This window comes from Bacillus sp. A260 (assembly GCF_009861435.1).
Classification (GTDB): domain Bacteria; phylum Bacillota; class Bacilli; order Bacillales; family Bacillaceae_G; genus Bacillus_A; species Bacillus_A cereus.
On sequence record NZ_CP046398.1, the window covers coordinates 730,001 to 746,048 of the forward strand.

The following is a 16,048-nucleotide window of genomic DNA, read 5'->3' on the forward strand; positions in this document are numbered from 1 at the left end:
TTAGAAGTGAGAATGCCGGTATGAGTAGCGAAAGACGGGTGAGAATCCCGTCCACCGAATGCCTAAGGTTTCCTGAGGAAGGCTCGTCCGCTCAGGGTTAGTCAGGACCTAAGCCGAGGCCGACAGGCGTAGGCGATGGACAACAGGTTGATATTCCTGTACCACCTCTTTATCGTTTGAGCAATGGAGGGACGCAGAAGGATAGAAGAAGCGTGCGATTGGTTGTGCACGTCCAAGCAGTTAGGCTGATAAGTAGGCAAATCCGCTTATCGTGAAGGCTGAGCTGTGATGGGGAAGCTCCTTATGGAGCGAAGTCTTTGATTCCCCGCTGCCAAGAAAAGCTTCTAGCGAGATAAAAGGTGCCTGTACCGCAAACCGACACAGGTAGGCGAGGAGAGAATCCTAAGGTGTGCGAGAGAACTCTGGTTAAGGAACTCGGCAAAATGACCCCGTAACTTCGGGAGAAGGGGTGCTTTCTTAACGGAAAGCCGCAGTGAATAGGCCCAAGCGACTGTTTAGCAAAAACACAGCTCTCTGCGAAGCCGTAAGGCGAAGTATAGGGGGTGACACCTGCCCGGTGCTGGAAGGTTAAGGAGAGGGGTTAGCGTAAGCGAAGCTCTGAACTGAAGCCCCAGTAAACGGCGGCCGTAACTATAACGGTCCTAAGGTAGCGAAATTCCTTGTCGGGTAAGTTCCGACCCGCACGAAAGGTGTAACGATTTGGGCACTGTCTCAACCAGAGACTCGGTGAAATTATAGTACCTGTGAAGATGCAGGTTACCCGCGACAGGACGGAAAGACCCCGTGGAGCTTTACTGTAGCCTGATATTGAATTTTGGTACAGTTTGTACAGGATAGGCGGGAGCCATTGAAACCGGAGCGCTAGCTTCGGTGGAGGCGCTGGTGGGATACCGCCCTGACTGTATTGAAATTCTAACCTACGGGTCTTATCGACCCGGGAGACAGTGTCAGGTGGGCAGTTTGACTGGGGCGGTCGCCTCCTAAAGTGTAACGGAGGCGCCCAAAGGTTCCCTCAGAATGGTTGGAAATCATTCGTAGAGTGCAAAGGCATAAGGGAGCTTGACTGCGAGACCTACAAGTCGAGCAGGGACGAAAGTCGGGCTTAGTGATCCGGTGGTTCCGCATGGAAGGGCCATCGCTCAACGGATAAAAGCTACCCCGGGGATAACAGGCTTATCTCCCCCAAGAGTCCACATCGACGGGGAGGTTTGGCACCTCGATGTCGGCTCATCGCATCCTGGGGCTGTAGTCGGTCCCAAGGGTTGGGCTGTTCGCCCATTAAAGCGGTACGCGAGCTGGGTTCAGAACGTCGTGAGACAGTTCGGTCCCTATCCGTCGTGGGCGTAGGAAATTTGAGAGGAGCTGTCCTTAGTACGAGAGGACCGGGATGGACGCACCGCTGGTGTACCAGTTGTTCTGCCAAGGGCATAGCTGGGTAGCTATGTGCGGAAGGGATAAGTGCTGAAAGCATCTAAGCATGAAGCCCCCCTCAAGATGAGATTTCCCATAGCGTAAGCTAGTAAGATCCCTGAAAGATGATCAGGTTGATAGGTTCGAGGTGGAAGCATGGTGACATGTGGAGCTGACGAATACTAATAGATCGAGGACTTAACCATATAATATGTAGCAAATGTTATCTAGTTTTGAAAGAATATAAAAAACTTGTTGACTTTCGAGGTCAAATGAGTTAAAATGATTCTTGTCTTAAATGAATACAGTCTGGTAATGATGGCAGAGAGGTCACACCCGTTCCCATACCGAACACGGAAGTTAAGCTCTCTAGCGCCGATGGTAGTTGGGACCTTGTCCCTGTGAGAGTAGGACGTTGCCAGGCAAAATGGAGGATTAGCTCAGCTGGGAGAGCACCTGCCTTACAAGCAGGGGGTCGGCGGTTCGATCCCGTCATCCTCCACCATATATGTCGGAGGGGTAGCGAAGTGGCTAAACGCGGCGGACTGTAAATCCGCTCCTTCGGGTTCGGCAGTTCGAATCTGCCCCCCTCCACCATTCTTAATTAATGGGCTATAGCCAAGCGGTAAGGCAACGGACTTTGACTCCGTCATGCGCTGGTTCGAATCCAGCTAGCCCAGCCATTAAGAGCCATTAGCTCAGTTGGTAGAGCATCTGACTTTTAATCAGAGGGTCGAAGGTTCGAGTCCTTCATGGCTCACCATTTTAATGAAATATGCGGGTGTGGCGGAATTGGCAGACGCACTAGACTTAGGATCTAGCGCCTTTGGCGTGGGGGTTCGACTCCCTTCACCCGCACTTTCAATAAAATAACTCATACATGTCTTGCGGAAGTAGTTCAGTGGTAGAATACAACCTTGCCAAGGTTGGGGTCGCGGGTTCGAATCCCGTCTTCCGCTCCAATTTTCAATATGACATGCCGGGGTGGCGGAACAGGCAGACGCACAGGACTTAAAATCCTGCGGTGGGTGACCACCGTGCGGGTTCGACCCCCGCCCTCGGCACCATATGCGCCCGTAGCTCAATTGGATAGAGCGTTTGACTACGGATCAAGAGGTTAGGGGTTCGACTCCTCTCGGGCGCGCTTTTATTAACGGGAAGTGGCTCAGCTTGGTAGAGCACCTGGTTTGGGACCAGGGGGTCGCAGGTTCAAATCCTGTCTTCCCGATATTCCCAAAAAACATGGGGCCTTAGCTCAGCTGGGAGAGCGCCTGCCTTGCACGCAGGAGGTCAGCGGTTCGATCCCGCTAGGCTCCACTTTATTTAATATATGTCTCGGAGGTATACCCAAGTTCGGCTGAAGGGATCGGTCTTGAAAACCGACAGGCGGTGAGAATCGCGCGGGGGTTCGAATCCCTCTACCTCCTCCATTTTTTCTTTAATGGTTTAGACATATAATAATAAAATATTTATTTTTTCCTTCATGGAGGTATACCCAAGTTCGGCTGAAGGGATCGGTCTTGAAAACCGACAGGCGGCGAGAGTCGCGCGGGGGTTCGAATCCCTCTACCTCCTCCATTTTTAAAACTTTATATTGTCGCGGGGTGGAGCAGCACGGTAGCTCGTCGGGCTCATAACCCGAAGGTCGCAGGTTCAAATCCTGTCCCCGCAACCAAATGGTCCCGTGGTGTAGTGGTTAACATGCCTGCCTGTCACGCAGGAGATCGCCGGTTCGACCCCGGTCGGGACCGCCATTTATGTTGGCTCGGTAGCTCAGTCGGTAGAGCAGAGGACTGAAAATCCTCGTGTCGGCGGTTCGATTCCGTCCCGAGCCACCATTTTTTTATGCCGGCTTAGCTCAATTGGTAGAGCAACTGACTTGTAATCAGTAGGTTGGGGGTTCAAGTCCTCTAGCCGGCATCATTTAGGGGCATAGTTTAAAGGTAGAACTGAGGTCTCCAAAACCTCCAGTGTGGGTTCGATTCCTACTGCCCCTGTAAAGTATATGGGCCTATAGCTCAGCTGGTTAGAGCGCACGCCTGATAAGCGTGAGGTCGATGGTTCGAGTCCATTTAGGCCCACCATATATTATTCCGCAGTAGCTCAGTGGTAGAGCTATCGGCTGTTAACCGATCGGTCGTAGGTTCGAGTCCTACCTGCGGAGCCATGGCCCGTTGGTCAAGTGGTTAAGACACCGCCCTTTCACGGCGGTAACACGGGTTCGAATCCCGTACGGGTCATACAAAAAAGAGTCAGCATTATGCTGGCTCTTTTTTATTTTGTTAATCCTTTTTATTACGTTACTTTCCAGAAATAAATAAAGGAATTTTGGAAAAGCTATGGTATGTATAAAAAGGAGGAAATCATAATGACACGAGTGAGAGACTTAATGAGTACCCATATTGTACATTGTACACCGCTAGACAATGTATATGAGGCAGCTGTAAAAATGAAGGAAGAATCGGTTGGATTAATTCCTGTTGTTGAAAATGAGCAAGTTGTTGGGCTTGTTACTGATCGTGATTTAGTCGTTCGAGGGATTGCTGAAAAACATCCTGGATCTAATAAGATTACAAATGTAATGACAACAAATATTATCTCAGTTTCTCCAAATGATTCTATTGAAAAAGCTACAGAGCTAATGGCACAGCATCAAATTAGACGATTACCAGTAGTTGATAGTGGTCAACTTATTGGCATGTTAGCACTAGGAGATTTAGCTATAAGGGAATCAGCAGATGATCAAGCTGGATTTGCCTTGAGCGAAATCTCAGAGCGTACAGAGTAAATTGAAACTTTCATTAACCGAGAGTTTAATGGTCACTCATAAAGAGCTAAATTATATATAAATTTCAGATACATTATTCTAGTATATATGGATTAAACTAATATGTTAGCGTGATGTATCTGAGACATTATATAATAAGTATGTGGTTAATAATTTCGACATTTTTTTAAAATTTGTTATTCTTAATTTTTAATAAGAGAAAAGATGATATACTGATAGATATAAGTCTTATGAGAGATTTTGAATATAACAATATTAATTTTTAGTGGTGCGATAATAAATTAATATTTCCTACATAGATGAAAAGGGAAGGGGAATTATATGAAGGCTGTACAGGGCGATCCAAATTGGAATTTGGTTACAGATACATATATAGAACCAAATAATTTCGCTGAATTATTTTCTTTGCTTGTACCTTGTCACCCAAAAGGTGAGGGGAAAGAACGAACTATATTAGTATGGAAAGAGAAAGAATTTTATAAAGAAGAAAATTTAGCGGCATTTATCGTATATGGCATGAATAAAGCAAAGAAATTACCGCAGTTTCATAAAGATGAAATTCCAACTTTAGTGCGTATTCTTCGCTTATGCCAAGAGATTGGTTGGTATGAAGAGGCAAATGATTTTATGATAGCGCAAGGATTAGCTGAGTTTGTTCATACTTCATTGGAATATGAAACATGGGATCTTTTGACGCAATCAGTTGCTTTAAATTATTTAATTATTAAATATCGTATAGGTGAATTGATAGATAGGGATATTGAAATTTGGGATAGAGTTAAATTTAATGAGAAGTGTATAACCGATTGTAAACATTTATTATCTCATAAAGAAGTATTGGAATTTACATTCTTTTATATGTGCAAGAGAGCGAAATCATTATCAAAAGAGCAATTAAATAGTGATATGATGAGTTTAGCAATGTATTGTAATACTTTTGTATATGATTTGTATACACATGATTTATTACGGAAATATCGTAAGTGTACAGATTTCCTATCATATTATGGACCTAGTCAGGCAGTTTTAGCATGTCAAAGAGCTGTATTATCTCAAATTTCCGATCGCTTAGACCCATTAAAGACAACGCATGTAGATGATTATTTATATGTGATGAAAGAAATGATGGAGCATATGACGATAGGAGTAATGGATCGATATGGTCATTTTATTGGAAAGCTACTATCTTATGTGCCATTTTTCGAAATGATACAAGTTCCACAGCATGCATATTATTGTGAAGAATTACTGTATATTTGTAAGGGGATTGAATATAAAGAAGAAACACTACGCAATTATATATTTATACAATTACATGATTGTTTACCATCATTCTTTAGGCTATTTCTTAAAAATAAGCGTTACGCAACGATTCATGATATTCTTTTCTATTGGTGCGATGACGAACAACGAATGAGCTTAGAGAAAAAATATAATCTGAGCTTTATTTATGAAAAATATGCTTGTGGATAAACAATATTTTCGATATGAAAAATTAATATAAATTAAAAAGGATCTCCAGTTTATGTGAGATCCTTTTTTGTTAGTAAAACAAGGAGAAAGTGATTAAGACAAGAAACAACATTCCATATAGGAGAAGTTGTGCAGTATAACTTCCTTGTATACCAAAAAAAGTATTGGCTTTCTTATACAAATGCAATATGTATTTTATTGGAGCATCTTTGAAAGATTGGTACACAGTGTCTCCTCTTTCTAAGCTTCTTGTTCTTGTTCTTGTTTTTGGTTATAAGGGACATTAATATATCTAGCTACAAATAATAAAACAGCCATAAAGAATACTGGAAATACAGTAGATAAATAAAAGCCATTACTAATTATATTTGTTATGAGAGCACTCAAAAGAAATATAGCGTTATAAATATGGGCAATTTTTTGTTTTAGTTGCACTTGAAATGATTCCATCATAATTTCTAATGCAACAAAAGCAATAATAATAGATAAAAATACAATGTTTGTATTGTAAATGATTAAACAACAGATTAAACCTAAAAAGGCTGCGTATTCAATTATAAGAGGTATATTGCGTGGCATACAATTTACCTAACTAAATATGGCAGTGGATTTACTGCATTTGTTTTTTCAAAATTCCATTCTCCATTATGTAATTCAAAATGAAGATGTTGCCCGTATGAATGACCTGTGTTTCCCATATGACCTATTAATTGTCCAGTTTGTACTTGATCACCAGCTTGTACAGTGCGATCCTTCATATGAGCATAAACAGTTGTATATAATTTCCCATTGATTTGATGCGCAATGAAAACAACATTGCCATAGCTAGCTGAATAATAAGATTTCACAACTTTACCTGCAGCAGCAGCTTGGATAGAGACGTTTCCTGGAGCGGCAATATCTATACCATAATGCATTTGTTCCCAGCGTATATCAAAGGTTGAGCTAATTCTTCCTTGAGCGGGGAATTTGAAAGCAGCTGGAATTGATGAAGGCTGATCTGTTTTAGCTTGTGGTTGATTTTGTACTACATAGTGTTTTGCTACATATCCGTATCCTGTGCCAAAACGAATTTTATACCAAGTACCTACAGTTTCTACTACTTGTACTTGTGTACCGTTTTGTAATGAACCGAGTAGAGCGCTACTTGTACTAGCGGTGCTACGTACATTTAGATTAGGTGTTGCAACAGTATATTTTGTATTATTTTGAACGGTGATTCCTTTTACTAAGGGTTGTGAACCATTAGAGATGAATGCTTTTTGTACGTAACCTGTTTGGCCATTATGTGATATTTTATACCATTCGCCTTGATCTTCTTGAACGGTAATAAACTTACCATTTGGTAATACATCTAAAATGGAAGATTCTAAATTAGGTTCAGAGCGAACGTTTAATGCATTAGCATTAACGATGTATTGATCATTAGTTTGAAGTTTGTTTTTTAGTAAAATAGCATCTTTTTGTACATAACCTACTTTATTATGAACAGATACTTTATACCAACCATTAGTTGTTTCAAGGATGTTCACTTTTGTATTAAAGCGAATTGTATCAATTGATGTGCTTTTTACGTTATCTTCTGTATGTAATGCTACTTGATCGACTTTGACATACCCAGTTTTAATATTAGATAATTGTTCAGCGTTTGCTTTTTGTACATTTATTTCACCCATAGAAGGAAGTAAAGAAGCAATCGCTACAGTAGTTGCTGTTAAAGCAGTAGCTTTCATATTCATGGAATAGAGACCTCCTCTAGTTGTATAGTTGTAATTTTATTATAGTATAAAGATATAATATAGTGGGGGTATTCACATAAATGTAATATGAAATCAATATAAAAATAAATTTTTTGAGGATAATGATTCCTTTTTATACAATTAATTGGGGTTTTATTTTCTAAAATAGAATGTATGTATTGTATAATTTTGATATTATGTTGATAATTAAGAAAATTAAAAAAGTTGATGATGTCTTATTAGGGTGTTATACTGACAGTGATAATTTTATAGTTTGCTAGGAGAGCTGGTGTTGCCAGCTGAGAGTAGGCCGTAAGCCTTTGATCCTTTTTATTACCTGATCTAGATTATGCTAGCGTAGGGAAGCAATTCGGACACTAACAATGAGTCCCCGTTTCTTTGCGTATAGAAACGGGGCTTTTTTATTTGAAAATTTCATATTGAAACCACTAGGGGTGCTTGACTTGCTGAGAGAGGAATAATCCTTAACCCTTACAACACCTGATCTAGGTAATACTAGCGAAGGGAAGTGGAACATCGAATAAATGTATAACTTTATTTGCTGTAACCACTTCTTATATATAGAAGTGGTTTTTTATTTAGATACATATATTGAAAGGAGATAGAGAAATGAAATTTTGCGATAGATTATTAGAAACTGTGCAACCGGTTTGGGAGATGAGTCATAATCATCCGTTTGTAGTGGGTATGGGAGATGGCACGTTAGAAAAAGATAAATTCCAGTATTATATTATTCAAGATTATTTATATCTGCTAGATTATGCAAAGTTATATGCGATTGGTGTTGTAAAAGCAACGAATCCACAAGTAATGGGAAAGTTCGCTGAACAAATTGATGGAATATTAAATGGCGAAATGACAATCCATAAACAATATGCAAAAAGACTTGGAATTTCTATAGAGGAGATAGAGTCTGCGAAACCATCTGCTAAAAATTTAGCTTATACAAATTACATGATGTCTGTATCTCAAAATGGCACACTTGCGGAATTAATAGCAGCGCTTCTTCCATGTATGTGGAGCTATTGGGAAATTGGAAAGCGTTTAAATGATATTCCTGGAGCAAGAGATCATGAGTTTTTTGGTGAGTGGATTCAAGGATATAGTTCGGAAGAATACGGTAATCTTTGTATTTGGTTAATAGATTTATTAAATGAAATGGCAGTTGGAAAGTCTGAGAAAGAACTAGAAAGATTAGAGGAGATCTTCTTATATTCCAGTCGATTTGAATATTTATTCTGGGATATGTCCTATCGTAAGGAGATGTGGGGATTTGAGGAGCAAGAACATACTACAGTTTCATAATGTTTCTTTTCATTACGATGAGAAACCAATCATCCATGAATTAAATGCTTCTATACATGAGAAAGAGTTTGTCAGTATTATCGGACCGAGTGGATGTGGAAAAAGTACTTTATTTCGCCTTATTACAGGTCTAGAAAAGGTAAGTACTGGACAGATAGAACTGACAGAAACAAAGAACCATCCTGTAGGATATATGCCGCAAAAAGATATGCTTTTGCCGTGGAGAACAATTATTGAGAATGCTGCCCTGCCGCTAGAGTGCCAAGGTGTACAGAAGAAAGAAGCAGAAGTAAAGGCAAAGGAACTGTTACATAAATTTGGTTTGCAAGGGTATGAGAAAAAATATCCGAAAGATTTATCTGGTGGTATGAGACAACGTGTATCTTTTATTCGAACTTTATTAACAGGCGGGGAGATATTGCTGTTAGATGAACCATTTAGTGCGTTGGATGCTTTAACGAAGACCTCTTTGCAAGAATGGTTGTTTGAACAATGGCAAGAGTGGGAAAAAACAATTTTATTCATTACTCATGATGTTGAAGAAGCGTTATTTCTTTCAAACCGAGTTTTAGTAGTGGAACAGCAGCCGATAACGACTTTGACTGAGCGGACTGTACCGCTTGATCATAACAGAACACGAAAAGATTTATATAAACCGGAAGTATTAGCGCTGAAAGATGAGCTTCTTAGTATGTTACAAAGGCAGGTACTTGTGTGATGAACCGATTGAAAGAATTAGTTCCTGCTATTACACTTTCTAGTATTTTACTAGCTGTGTGGGAAATAGGAGCAAGAATTGTAGATGAGATGTACATTTTACCGTCACCTTCTGCGATTTTAATGAAGATATGGAAACTAAAAGACATATTATTTACAGTTCATTTACCTGCAACGTTATACGTCGTTTTAATAGGTGTTGTTATCTCTATCGTATTAGGTGTAGGGCTAGCGATGTTAATGAATGCGAGTACATGGATGGAGAGAGCATTTTATCCATTATTAGTTGCTTCACAAACGATTCCGATTACTGCGCTTGCTCCGCTATTTGTTTTATGGTTTGGATATACAATTTGGAGTAAGGTTGTTGTCACAGTTTTAATTACGTTTTTCCCAATTGCGGTCAATACGTATGATGGACTGCGTAGTACGAAAAAAGAATGGGAGGAGCTCTTAGTTACATATGGAGCAACAAAAAGAGATATTTTTCTTAAATTAAAGTTGCCGTCTGCTCTTCCTTATTTTTTCTCAGCTTTAAAAATTGCAGTTCCGCTTAGTGTTATCGGAGCAGCAATTGGAGAATGGCTCGGTGCACAAGCTGGGCTTGGATATTTCAGTAAGAGAATGATGACGCAGTTAGATGGAGCTGGCGTATTTGCACCTATTGTATTGTTATCATTATTAGCTATTTTCTTCGTCGTAATTATTTCCATATTAGAAAAGAAATTCATTAGTTGGAGGAAGCATTCATGAAATTTTTAAAGCGCATCTTTGTGTTTACATTATTAATTGCAATAATTGCAGGATGTTCGAGTAATTCAGCATCAGACAAAAGTAAAAAAGAGAAAGAAATAACAGTCATGTTAGATTGGTATCCAAATGCGGTACATAGCTTTATCTATGCAGCAATTGAAAAAGGATACTTTAAAGAAGAAGGTGTAAAGGTAAATATTAAATTCCCTTCTAATCCGACTGATCCATTAACGCTGGCAGCAGCAGGGAAGGTGACAGTTGGCTTGTATTATCAGCCAGATGTTGTTATGGCGAAAGCGAATGAGCAAATTCCAGTGAAATCAATTGGGGCTGTCGTACGTTCACCATTAAATCATGTTGTATCACTGAAATCAGCGGGCATTCAATCACCGAAAGATTTAGAAGGAAAAACAGTAGGATACTCTGGAACACCATTAAGTGAGATGTATTTAAAAACGATGGTAAAAGAAGCTGGTGGTAATCCTGATACAGTGAAAGTAGTAGATGTTGGCTTTGATTTAGTACCAGCATTAATTACGAAGAAAGTAGATGCGGTAACAGGGGCATACATTAACCATGAAGTACCTGTTATGCGTCATGAAGGCCATGAACCAGCGTACTTTAATCCAGCTGATTACGGAGTACCAAACTATCATGAGCTTGTGTTTGTAACAGGTGATAAAACGTTGAAAAAAGATAAAGAGGCGTTGCAAGCTTTCTTACGTGGTACGAAAAAAGGCTATGATTTCATGAAGAAAAACCCAGATGAAGCATTGAATATTTTATTAAATCATCAAGAAAAAGAAAACTTCCCACTTGTGCCAGAAGTTGAAAAGGAAAGTATGAAAATTTTATTAGAGAAGATGGAAACGAAAGATGAGCCATTCTTATCAGATTCAAAAGAATCTTGGGAGAAACAAAATAAGTGGCTGAAGGACAAAGGAATGACGAATGAAACCGTCCCAGCCGATGAATTATTCGAAAATATTTTAAAGTAGGCGAATGAATATGAAAAATGAGCTCCACGTAATCTCAAATGGCCATATGCCATTCGAAGAGTTAGTGAATGTAGCGATGCAAATTGAGAGTGAGATTGATTATTTGCATATTCGTGAGCGTGAGAAGAGTACGAAGGAATTATATGAAGGTGTGGAAAGTCTATTAATGGAGGGCTTTCCAGCTTCTAAAATTGTCATAAACGATCGAATTGATATTGCAATTTTATTAAATATTCCTCGTGTTCAACTAGGATATCGAAGTACAGATGTAAAGTCAGTGAAAGAAAAGTTTTCGTATTTGCATGTCGGTTATTCTGTGCATTCGCTAGATGAAGCAATAGTAGCTTTTAAAAATGGAGCGGATTCACTCGTTTATGGCCATGTATTTCCGACAGATTGTAAAAAAGGTGTGCCAGCGAGAGGGCTTGAAGAAATTTCAGACATTGCAAGGTGTTTATCTATACCGATTACAGCAATTGGAGGAATTACCCCAGAAAACACAGTGGATGTTCTTACTAACGGTGTAAGCGGTATAGCAGTTATGTCTGGAATTGTAAGTAGTAGTAACCCGTATAGTAAAGCGAAATCTTATAAGGAATCAATAAGAAAGTGGGCGGAAAAACATGTGTGAGAAGTATGATGTAGCGATTATTGGTGGTGGTGTAATTGGTAGTTCAGTTGCACATTTTCTAGCAGAAAGAGGACATAAAGTAGCGATTGTGGAGAAGCAAAGTATTGCATCGGAAGCTTCAAAAGCAGCTGCTGGTTTACTTGGTGTTCAGGCAGAATGGGATGCGTATGATCCGCTATTTGAACTTGCTAGAGAAAGCCGAGCTATATTTCCACAACTTGCAGCAGTTTTACGTGAAAAGACGGGTGTTGATATTGGATATGAAGAAAAAGGAATTTATCGTATTGCTCAAAATGAAGATGAGAAGGAAAGAATTCTTCACATTATGGATTGGCAGCAGAAAACAGGTGAAGATTCTTATTTTCTAACGGGAGACCATGTGCGGGAAAAAGAGCCATATCTATCCGAATCTATTATAGGAGCAGTATATTATCCGAAAGACGGTCATGTTATTGCACCAGAGCTTACGAAAGCATTCGCACATTCTGCAGCGATTTCCGGTGCTGATATATATGAACAGACAGAAGTATTTGATATCCGTATTGAAAATAATAAAGTGACTGGAGTTATTACAAGTGAAGGTATTGTCACATGTGAGAAAGTCGTTATTGCAGGAGGTTCATGGAGCACGAAGTTACTCAGTTATTTTCACCGCGATTGGGGTACATATCCAGTTAAAGGAGAAGTGGTTGCGGTAAGAAGTAGAAAACAACTTTTAAAAGCACCTATTTTTCAAGAAAGATTTTACATTACTCCAAAGCGCGGTGGACGTTACGTAATTGGGGCAACAATGAAGCCACATACGTTCAATAAAACTGTGCAGCCAGAAAGTATAACTTCTATATTAGAGCGTGCTTATACAATATTGCCAGCTTTAAAAGAAGCAGAATGGGAAAGCACGTGGGCAGGATTAAGACCACAATCGAATCATGAAGCTCCTTATATGGGAGAGCATGAAGAAATAAAAGGTTTATATGCTTGCACGGGCCATTATCGAAACGGTATTTTATTAAGTCCTATTTCTGGCCAATATATGGCTGATTTAATAGAAGGAAAGCAAGAGAATCATTTGCTAGATTCATTGCTTTCTAGAAGAGTTTAGAAAGGGGATGGGAGTTTGAATTTAAAAATTAATGGTAACCAAATTGAAGTGCCAGCGAGTGTAAAAACAGTAGCTGAGCTACTTACACATTTAGAGCTAGATAACAGAATTGTTGTAGTAGAGCGTAATAAAGATATTTTACAAAAAGATGATCATACAGATACATCTGTTTTTGATGGAGACCAAATTGAGATTGTAACTTTCGTAGGAGGCGGTTGATTATGTTAAACATTGGACCATTTTCATTTCATTCTAGACTTTTATTAGGAACAGGTAAATTCCCTGATTTTGACGTACAGCAAAAGGCAATTGACGTTTCTGAAGCTGAAATTTTAACGTTTGCAGTACGTCGTATGGATATCTTTGATGCAAAGCAACCTAATTTATTAGAGAAACTTGATGTGAAAAAATATACGTTATTACCAAATACAGCAGGAGCAAAAAACGCTGAAGAGGCTGTTCGTATTGCAAAATTAGCAAAAGCTTCTGGGCTTTGTGACATGATAAAGGTAGAAGTTATTGGTGATGATAGAACGTTATTACCTGATCCGGTAGAAACGTTAAAGGCATCTCAAATGTTACTGGAAGAAGGATTTATCGTACTTCCGTATACATCTGATGATGTTGTATTAGCACGTAAATTACAAGAGCTTGGCGTGCATGCGATTATGCCAGGAGCATCTCCAATCGGATCAGGACTTGGTATTGTAAATCCATTAAATTTGAGCTTCATTATTGAACAAGCGACAGTACCAGTTATCGTTGATGCCGGTATTGGTAGCCCAGCTGATGCGGCATTTGCAATGGGATTAGGAGCAGATGGCGTGTTATTAAATACAGCTGTATCAGGAGCAAAAGATCCTATTAAAATGGCACAAGCAATGAAATTAAGTATTGAAGCAGGCCGTTTAGGATTTGAAGCAGGTCGCATTGCACGTAAGCGTTGTGCAACTGCAAGTAGTCCTTTAGAAGGAATGAGCGTAGTTGAATAATCGATATTCACGCCAAGAACTATTTTCTCCAATTGGAGAAGAAGGACAGCAAAAGATAAGAGAAAAGCATGTGCTTATTATCGGTGCAGGTGCATTAGGTAGTGCAAATGCAGAGATGTTTGTAAGAGCAGGTGTTGGCAAGATAACAATTGTTGACCGTGATTATGTAGATTGGAGTAATTTACAAAGACAACAATTGTATGCAGAGAGCGACGTAAAGAATAATCTTCCAAAAGCTATAGCGGCTAAAAAACGTTTAGAAGAGATTAATAGTGATGTAACAATAGAAGCTCTCGTTCAAGATGTAACAGCTGAAGAGCTAGAAGAACTTGTTATAAATGTTGATGTAATTATTGATGCGACTGATAATTTCGAAACGCGCTTTATTGTAAATGATATATCACAAAAATATTCTATTCCATGGATTTACGGTGCATGTGTAGGTAGTTACGGTCTTTCTTACACAATCCTTCCTAGTAAAACACCATGTTTATCATGTTTATTACAGTCGATTCCGCTTGGCGGGGCAACATGTGATACAGCGGGTATTATATCACCTGCTGTATCTCTTGTCGTTTCTCATCAAGTAACAGAAGCTCTTAAACTGTTAGTAGAAGATTACGAATCACTTCGAGATGGGCTTGTATCGTTTGATATGTGGAAGAATGAGTATTCATGTATGAATGTGCAAAAACTTCGCCAGCATAATTGTCCTTCATGCGGAGAGAATGCATTATATCCGTATTTAAATAAAGAAAACACATCAAAAACAGCAGTTTTATGCGGGCGAAATACAGTTCAAATTAGACCACCTCATAAAGATGAAATGAATTTTGAACAATATAAAGAGTTGTTGGAAGGTCGTGTAAATGATTTAAATATAAATCCATATTTACTATCATTTTCTGTTGAAGACAAGAGGTTAGTAGCCTTTAAAGATGGCCGTGTGCTCGTACATGGAACGAAAGATATAAGCGAAGCAAAAACAATTTATCATCGCTATTTTGGATAGAAAAGGATGAGTGGGATGAAAGTGAATAAAGCTTTAACAATTGCAGGGTCTGATAGCGGCGGCGGTGCTGGAATTCAGGCAGATTTAAAAACATTCCAAGAGCTTGGTGTATACGGAATGACGGCTATTACGGCAATTACTGCTCAAAACACGCTTGGCGTTCAAGGGGTATATCCTGTTCCGTTAGAAGGTATTACAGAACAGCTGAATTCAATTGGTACGGATTTAACACCAGATGCAGTGAAACTAGGAATGTTATTTAGTAGTGAAATAATTCAAATTGTTGCAGAACAAATTAAAAAATTTGGCTGGAATAATATTGTGCTAGATCCCGTTATGATCGCAAAAGGCGGTGCATCATTATTACAGCAAGAAGCAGTTCATGCATTAAAAGAATATTTATTACCAGTAGCAACCGTTATAACACCGAATGTTCCAGAAGCAGAAGTGTTAACTGGGGTGGAGATTCATAATGTTGAAGATAGTAAGGAAGCTGCAAAAGTATTGCACGAATTAGGTGCTAAATATGTGCTTATGAAGGGCGGACATGCAGAATATCAAGGTAATGAAGTAATTGATTTCCTCTTTGATGGAGAAGAATTTATTGAGTTTAGAAGCGAGCGAATTCCTTCAAAGCAAACGCACGGAAGTGGGTGCACATTTGCTTCAGCGGTTACAGCAGAACTTGCGAAAGGATACTCAATTGAAGATGCTGTTCAAGAAGCAAAACGATTTATTAGTATAGCAATTGAAGAGCCATTGAATATTGGTAGTGGTCATGGACCAACGAATCATTTTGCGTATAAAGTGAATAGAACGCGTGTATAGATAAGTGAAAAGCCAGTTTTATAACTGGCTTTTTTTCTGTTTACTTTTTCAAAATACAGGAGTAATATATCAGCCAGAATATATTTTTTTGTAAACGCTGAGTCCAATTATATGGAGCGGAGGAACCAATTTGTGCAGTGTCACTAGGGGTGAATCTTTCAAATTTGAAAGTAGGGCTACTCTCAAAGCCCGAATCCGACAGCTAACTTCGTAAGCGTCTTGAGAGAGGACGGTGCCATGATGGATACATCACTTCAT

General features: G+C 39.3%; 14 protein-coding genes, 20 tRNA genes, 2 rRNA genes and 3 riboswitches (1 of these 39 only partly in view). Of the genes, 34 read left to right on the forward strand and 2 right to left on the reverse strand.

Annotation, left to right across the window (positions count from 1 at the left end):
• From GD442_RS03630 to GD442_RS03745, 24 genes are all read left to right on the forward strand, one after another.
• A 23S ribosomal RNA gene (locus GD442_RS03630) occupies positions 1–1,637 on the forward strand; it begins 1,285 nt to the left of the window's first position.
• Positions 1,638–1,739: 102 nt separating this feature from the next.
• Positions 1,740–1,855: ribosomal RNA gene (gene rrf / locus GD442_RS03635) — 5S ribosomal RNA — on the forward strand.
• 5 nt (positions 1,856–1,860) lie between these two features.
• Positions 1,861–1,936 (forward strand) — tRNA-Val (locus GD442_RS03640).
• An 8-nt stretch (positions 1,937–1,944) separates the two neighbouring features.
• Positions 1,945–2,028, forward strand: a tRNA-Tyr gene (locus GD442_RS03645).
• An 11-nt stretch (positions 2,029–2,039) separates the two neighbouring features.
• Positions 2,040–2,114, forward strand: a tRNA-Gln gene (locus GD442_RS03650).
• A gap of 4 nt (positions 2,115–2,118) precedes the next feature.
• A tRNA-Lys gene (locus GD442_RS03655) sits at positions 2,119–2,194 on the forward strand.
• A gap of 14 nt (positions 2,195–2,208) precedes the next feature.
• Positions 2,209–2,289 (forward strand) — tRNA-Leu (locus GD442_RS03660).
• Between the two features lie 29 nt (positions 2,290–2,318).
• Positions 2,319–2,393: transfer RNA gene (locus GD442_RS03665), tRNA-Gly, on the forward strand.
• Between the two features lie 16 nt (positions 2,394–2,409).
• A tRNA-Leu gene (locus tag GD442_RS03670) sits at positions 2,410–2,498 on the forward strand.
• A 3-nt stretch (positions 2,499–2,501) separates the two neighbouring features.
• Positions 2,502–2,575: transfer RNA gene (locus tag GD442_RS03675), tRNA-Arg, on the forward strand.
• 10 nt (positions 2,576–2,585) lie between these two features.
• Positions 2,586–2,659 (forward strand) — tRNA-Pro (locus GD442_RS03680).
• 16 nt (positions 2,660–2,675) lie between these two features.
• Positions 2,676–2,748 (forward strand) — tRNA-Ala (locus GD442_RS03685).
• Between the two features lie 20 nt (positions 2,749–2,768).
• Positions 2,769–2,861, forward strand: a tRNA-Ser gene (locus GD442_RS03690).
• Between the two features lie 55 nt (positions 2,862–2,916).
• Positions 2,917–3,009 (forward strand) — tRNA-Ser (locus tag GD442_RS03695).
• A gap of 20 nt (positions 3,010–3,029) precedes the next feature.
• Positions 3,030–3,106, forward strand: a tRNA-Met gene (locus tag GD442_RS03700).
• A gap of 3 nt (positions 3,107–3,109) precedes the next feature.
• Positions 3,110–3,185, forward strand: a tRNA-Asp gene (locus GD442_RS03705).
• 8 nt (positions 3,186–3,193) lie between these two features.
• Positions 3,194–3,269 (forward strand) — tRNA-Phe (locus GD442_RS03710).
• A 9-nt stretch (positions 3,270–3,278) separates the two neighbouring features.
• Positions 3,279–3,351 (forward strand) — tRNA-Thr (locus tag GD442_RS03715).
• A gap of 6 nt (positions 3,352–3,357) precedes the next feature.
• A tRNA-Trp gene (locus tag GD442_RS03720) sits at positions 3,358–3,428 on the forward strand.
• 10 nt (positions 3,429–3,438) lie between these two features.
• A tRNA-Ile gene (locus tag GD442_RS03725) sits at positions 3,439–3,515 on the forward strand.
• Between the two features lie 8 nt (positions 3,516–3,523).
• Positions 3,524–3,598: transfer RNA gene (locus GD442_RS03730), tRNA-Asn, on the forward strand.
• Between the two features lies 1 nt (position 3,599).
• A tRNA-Glu gene (locus GD442_RS03735) sits at positions 3,600–3,671 on the forward strand.
• 128 nt (positions 3,672–3,799) lie between these two features.
• The gene (locus tag GD442_RS03740) at positions 3,800–4,219 is read left to right on the forward strand and encodes a CBS domain-containing protein (RefSeq protein WP_000199011.1); all 420 of its coding nucleotides are present in this window, start codon (positions 3,800–3,802) and stop codon (positions 4,217–4,219) included.
• 321 nt (positions 4,220–4,540) lie between these two features.
• Complete coding sequence (locus GD442_RS03745) at positions 4,541–5,692, forward strand: DUF3965 domain-containing protein (protein WP_074554253.1); 1,152 nt, start codon at positions 4,541–4,543, stop codon at positions 5,690–5,692.
• 240 nt (positions 5,693–5,932) lie between these two features.
• Here the strand turns inward: GD442_RS03745 and GD442_RS03750 are convergent, their stop codons facing one another.
• Positions 5,933–6,271: a hypothetical protein gene (locus GD442_RS03750; RefSeq protein WP_159365042.1), complete on the reverse strand. Its 339-nt coding sequence runs from the start codon at positions 6,269–6,271 to the stop codon at positions 5,933–5,935.
• 5 nt (positions 6,272–6,276) lie between these two features.
• Positions 6,277–7,431 carry an SH3 domain-containing protein gene (locus GD442_RS03755; protein ID WP_159365043.1) on the reverse strand — a complete coding sequence of 385 codons (1,155 nt, stop codon included), beginning with the start codon at positions 7,429–7,431 and terminating at the stop codon, positions 6,277–6,279.
• A 269-nt stretch (positions 7,432–7,700) separates the two neighbouring features.
• Positions 7,701–7,812: riboswitch (TPP riboswitch) on the forward strand.
• Positions 7,813–7,872: 60 nt separating this feature from the next.
• A riboswitch (TPP riboswitch) is annotated at positions 7,873–7,976 on the forward strand.
• An 85-nt stretch (positions 7,977–8,061) separates the two neighbouring features.
• On the opposite strand from GD442_RS03755, the gene tenA reads away from it, so the two are divergent.
• The 10 genes from tenA to thiD are packed head-to-tail and all read left to right on the forward strand — an operon-like array spanning position 8,062 to position 15,790.
• Complete coding sequence (gene tenA / locus GD442_RS03760) at positions 8,062–8,757, forward strand: thiaminase II (protein WP_000666827.1); 696 nt, start codon at positions 8,062–8,064, stop codon at positions 8,755–8,757.
• On the forward strand, positions 8,726–9,475 hold the full coding sequence (locus GD442_RS03765; protein ID WP_001256797.1) for an ABC transporter ATP-binding protein: 750 nt from the start codon (positions 8,726–8,728) through the stop codon (positions 9,473–9,475). Before tenA ends, GD442_RS03765 begins: the two co-directional genes overlap by 32 nt.
• Positions 9,475–10,227 (forward strand): ABC transporter permease, encoded by a 753-nt coding sequence (locus GD442_RS03770; RefSeq protein ID WP_001080853.1) that lies wholly within the window; start codon positions 9,475–9,477, stop codon positions 10,225–10,227. Before GD442_RS03765 ends, GD442_RS03770 begins: the two co-directional genes overlap by 1 nt.
• Complete coding sequence (locus tag GD442_RS03775) at positions 10,224–11,225, forward strand: ABC transporter substrate-binding protein (protein WP_000670415.1); 1,002 nt, start codon at positions 10,224–10,226, stop codon at positions 11,223–11,225. Before GD442_RS03770 ends, GD442_RS03775 begins: the two co-directional genes overlap by 4 nt.
• Before the next feature lie 10 nt (positions 11,226–11,235).
• Complete coding sequence (tenI, locus tag GD442_RS03780; protein WP_000787170.1) at positions 11,236–11,856, forward strand: thiazole tautomerase TenI; 621 nt, start codon at positions 11,236–11,238, stop codon at positions 11,854–11,856.
• Complete coding sequence (thiO, locus tag GD442_RS03785) at positions 11,849–12,958, forward strand: glycine oxidase ThiO (protein ID WP_000333313.1); 1,110 nt, start codon at positions 11,849–11,851, stop codon at positions 12,956–12,958. Before tenI ends, thiO begins: the two co-directional genes overlap by 8 nt.
• Positions 12,959–12,973: 15 nt before the next feature.
• On the forward strand, positions 12,974–13,177 hold the full coding sequence (gene thiS / locus GD442_RS03790; RefSeq protein ID WP_001049502.1) for a sulfur carrier protein ThiS: 204 nt from the start codon (positions 12,974–12,976) through the stop codon (positions 13,175–13,177).
• Positions 13,178–13,179: 2 nt separating this feature from the next.
• Positions 13,180–13,950, forward strand: coding sequence for a thiazole synthase (gene thiG / locus GD442_RS03795; protein ID WP_078187014.1), 771 nt, complete (start codon positions 13,180–13,182; stop codon positions 13,948–13,950).
• On the forward strand, positions 13,943–14,962 hold the full coding sequence (gene thiF / locus GD442_RS03800; protein WP_001065417.1) for a thiazole biosynthesis adenylyltransferase ThiF: 1,020 nt from the start codon (positions 13,943–13,945) through the stop codon (positions 14,960–14,962). Before thiG ends, thiF begins: the two co-directional genes overlap by 8 nt.
• A gap of 15 nt (positions 14,963–14,977) precedes the next feature.
• On the forward strand, positions 14,978–15,790 hold the full coding sequence (thiD, locus tag GD442_RS03805; protein ID WP_075677808.1) for a bifunctional hydroxymethylpyrimidine kinase/phosphomethylpyrimidine kinase: 813 nt from the start codon (positions 14,978–14,980) through the stop codon (positions 15,788–15,790).
• Between the two features lie 85 nt (positions 15,791–15,875).
• Positions 15,876–16,023: riboswitch (cyclic di-AMP (ydaO/yuaA leader) on the forward strand.
• Positions 16,024–16,048: the final 25 nt, after the last annotated feature.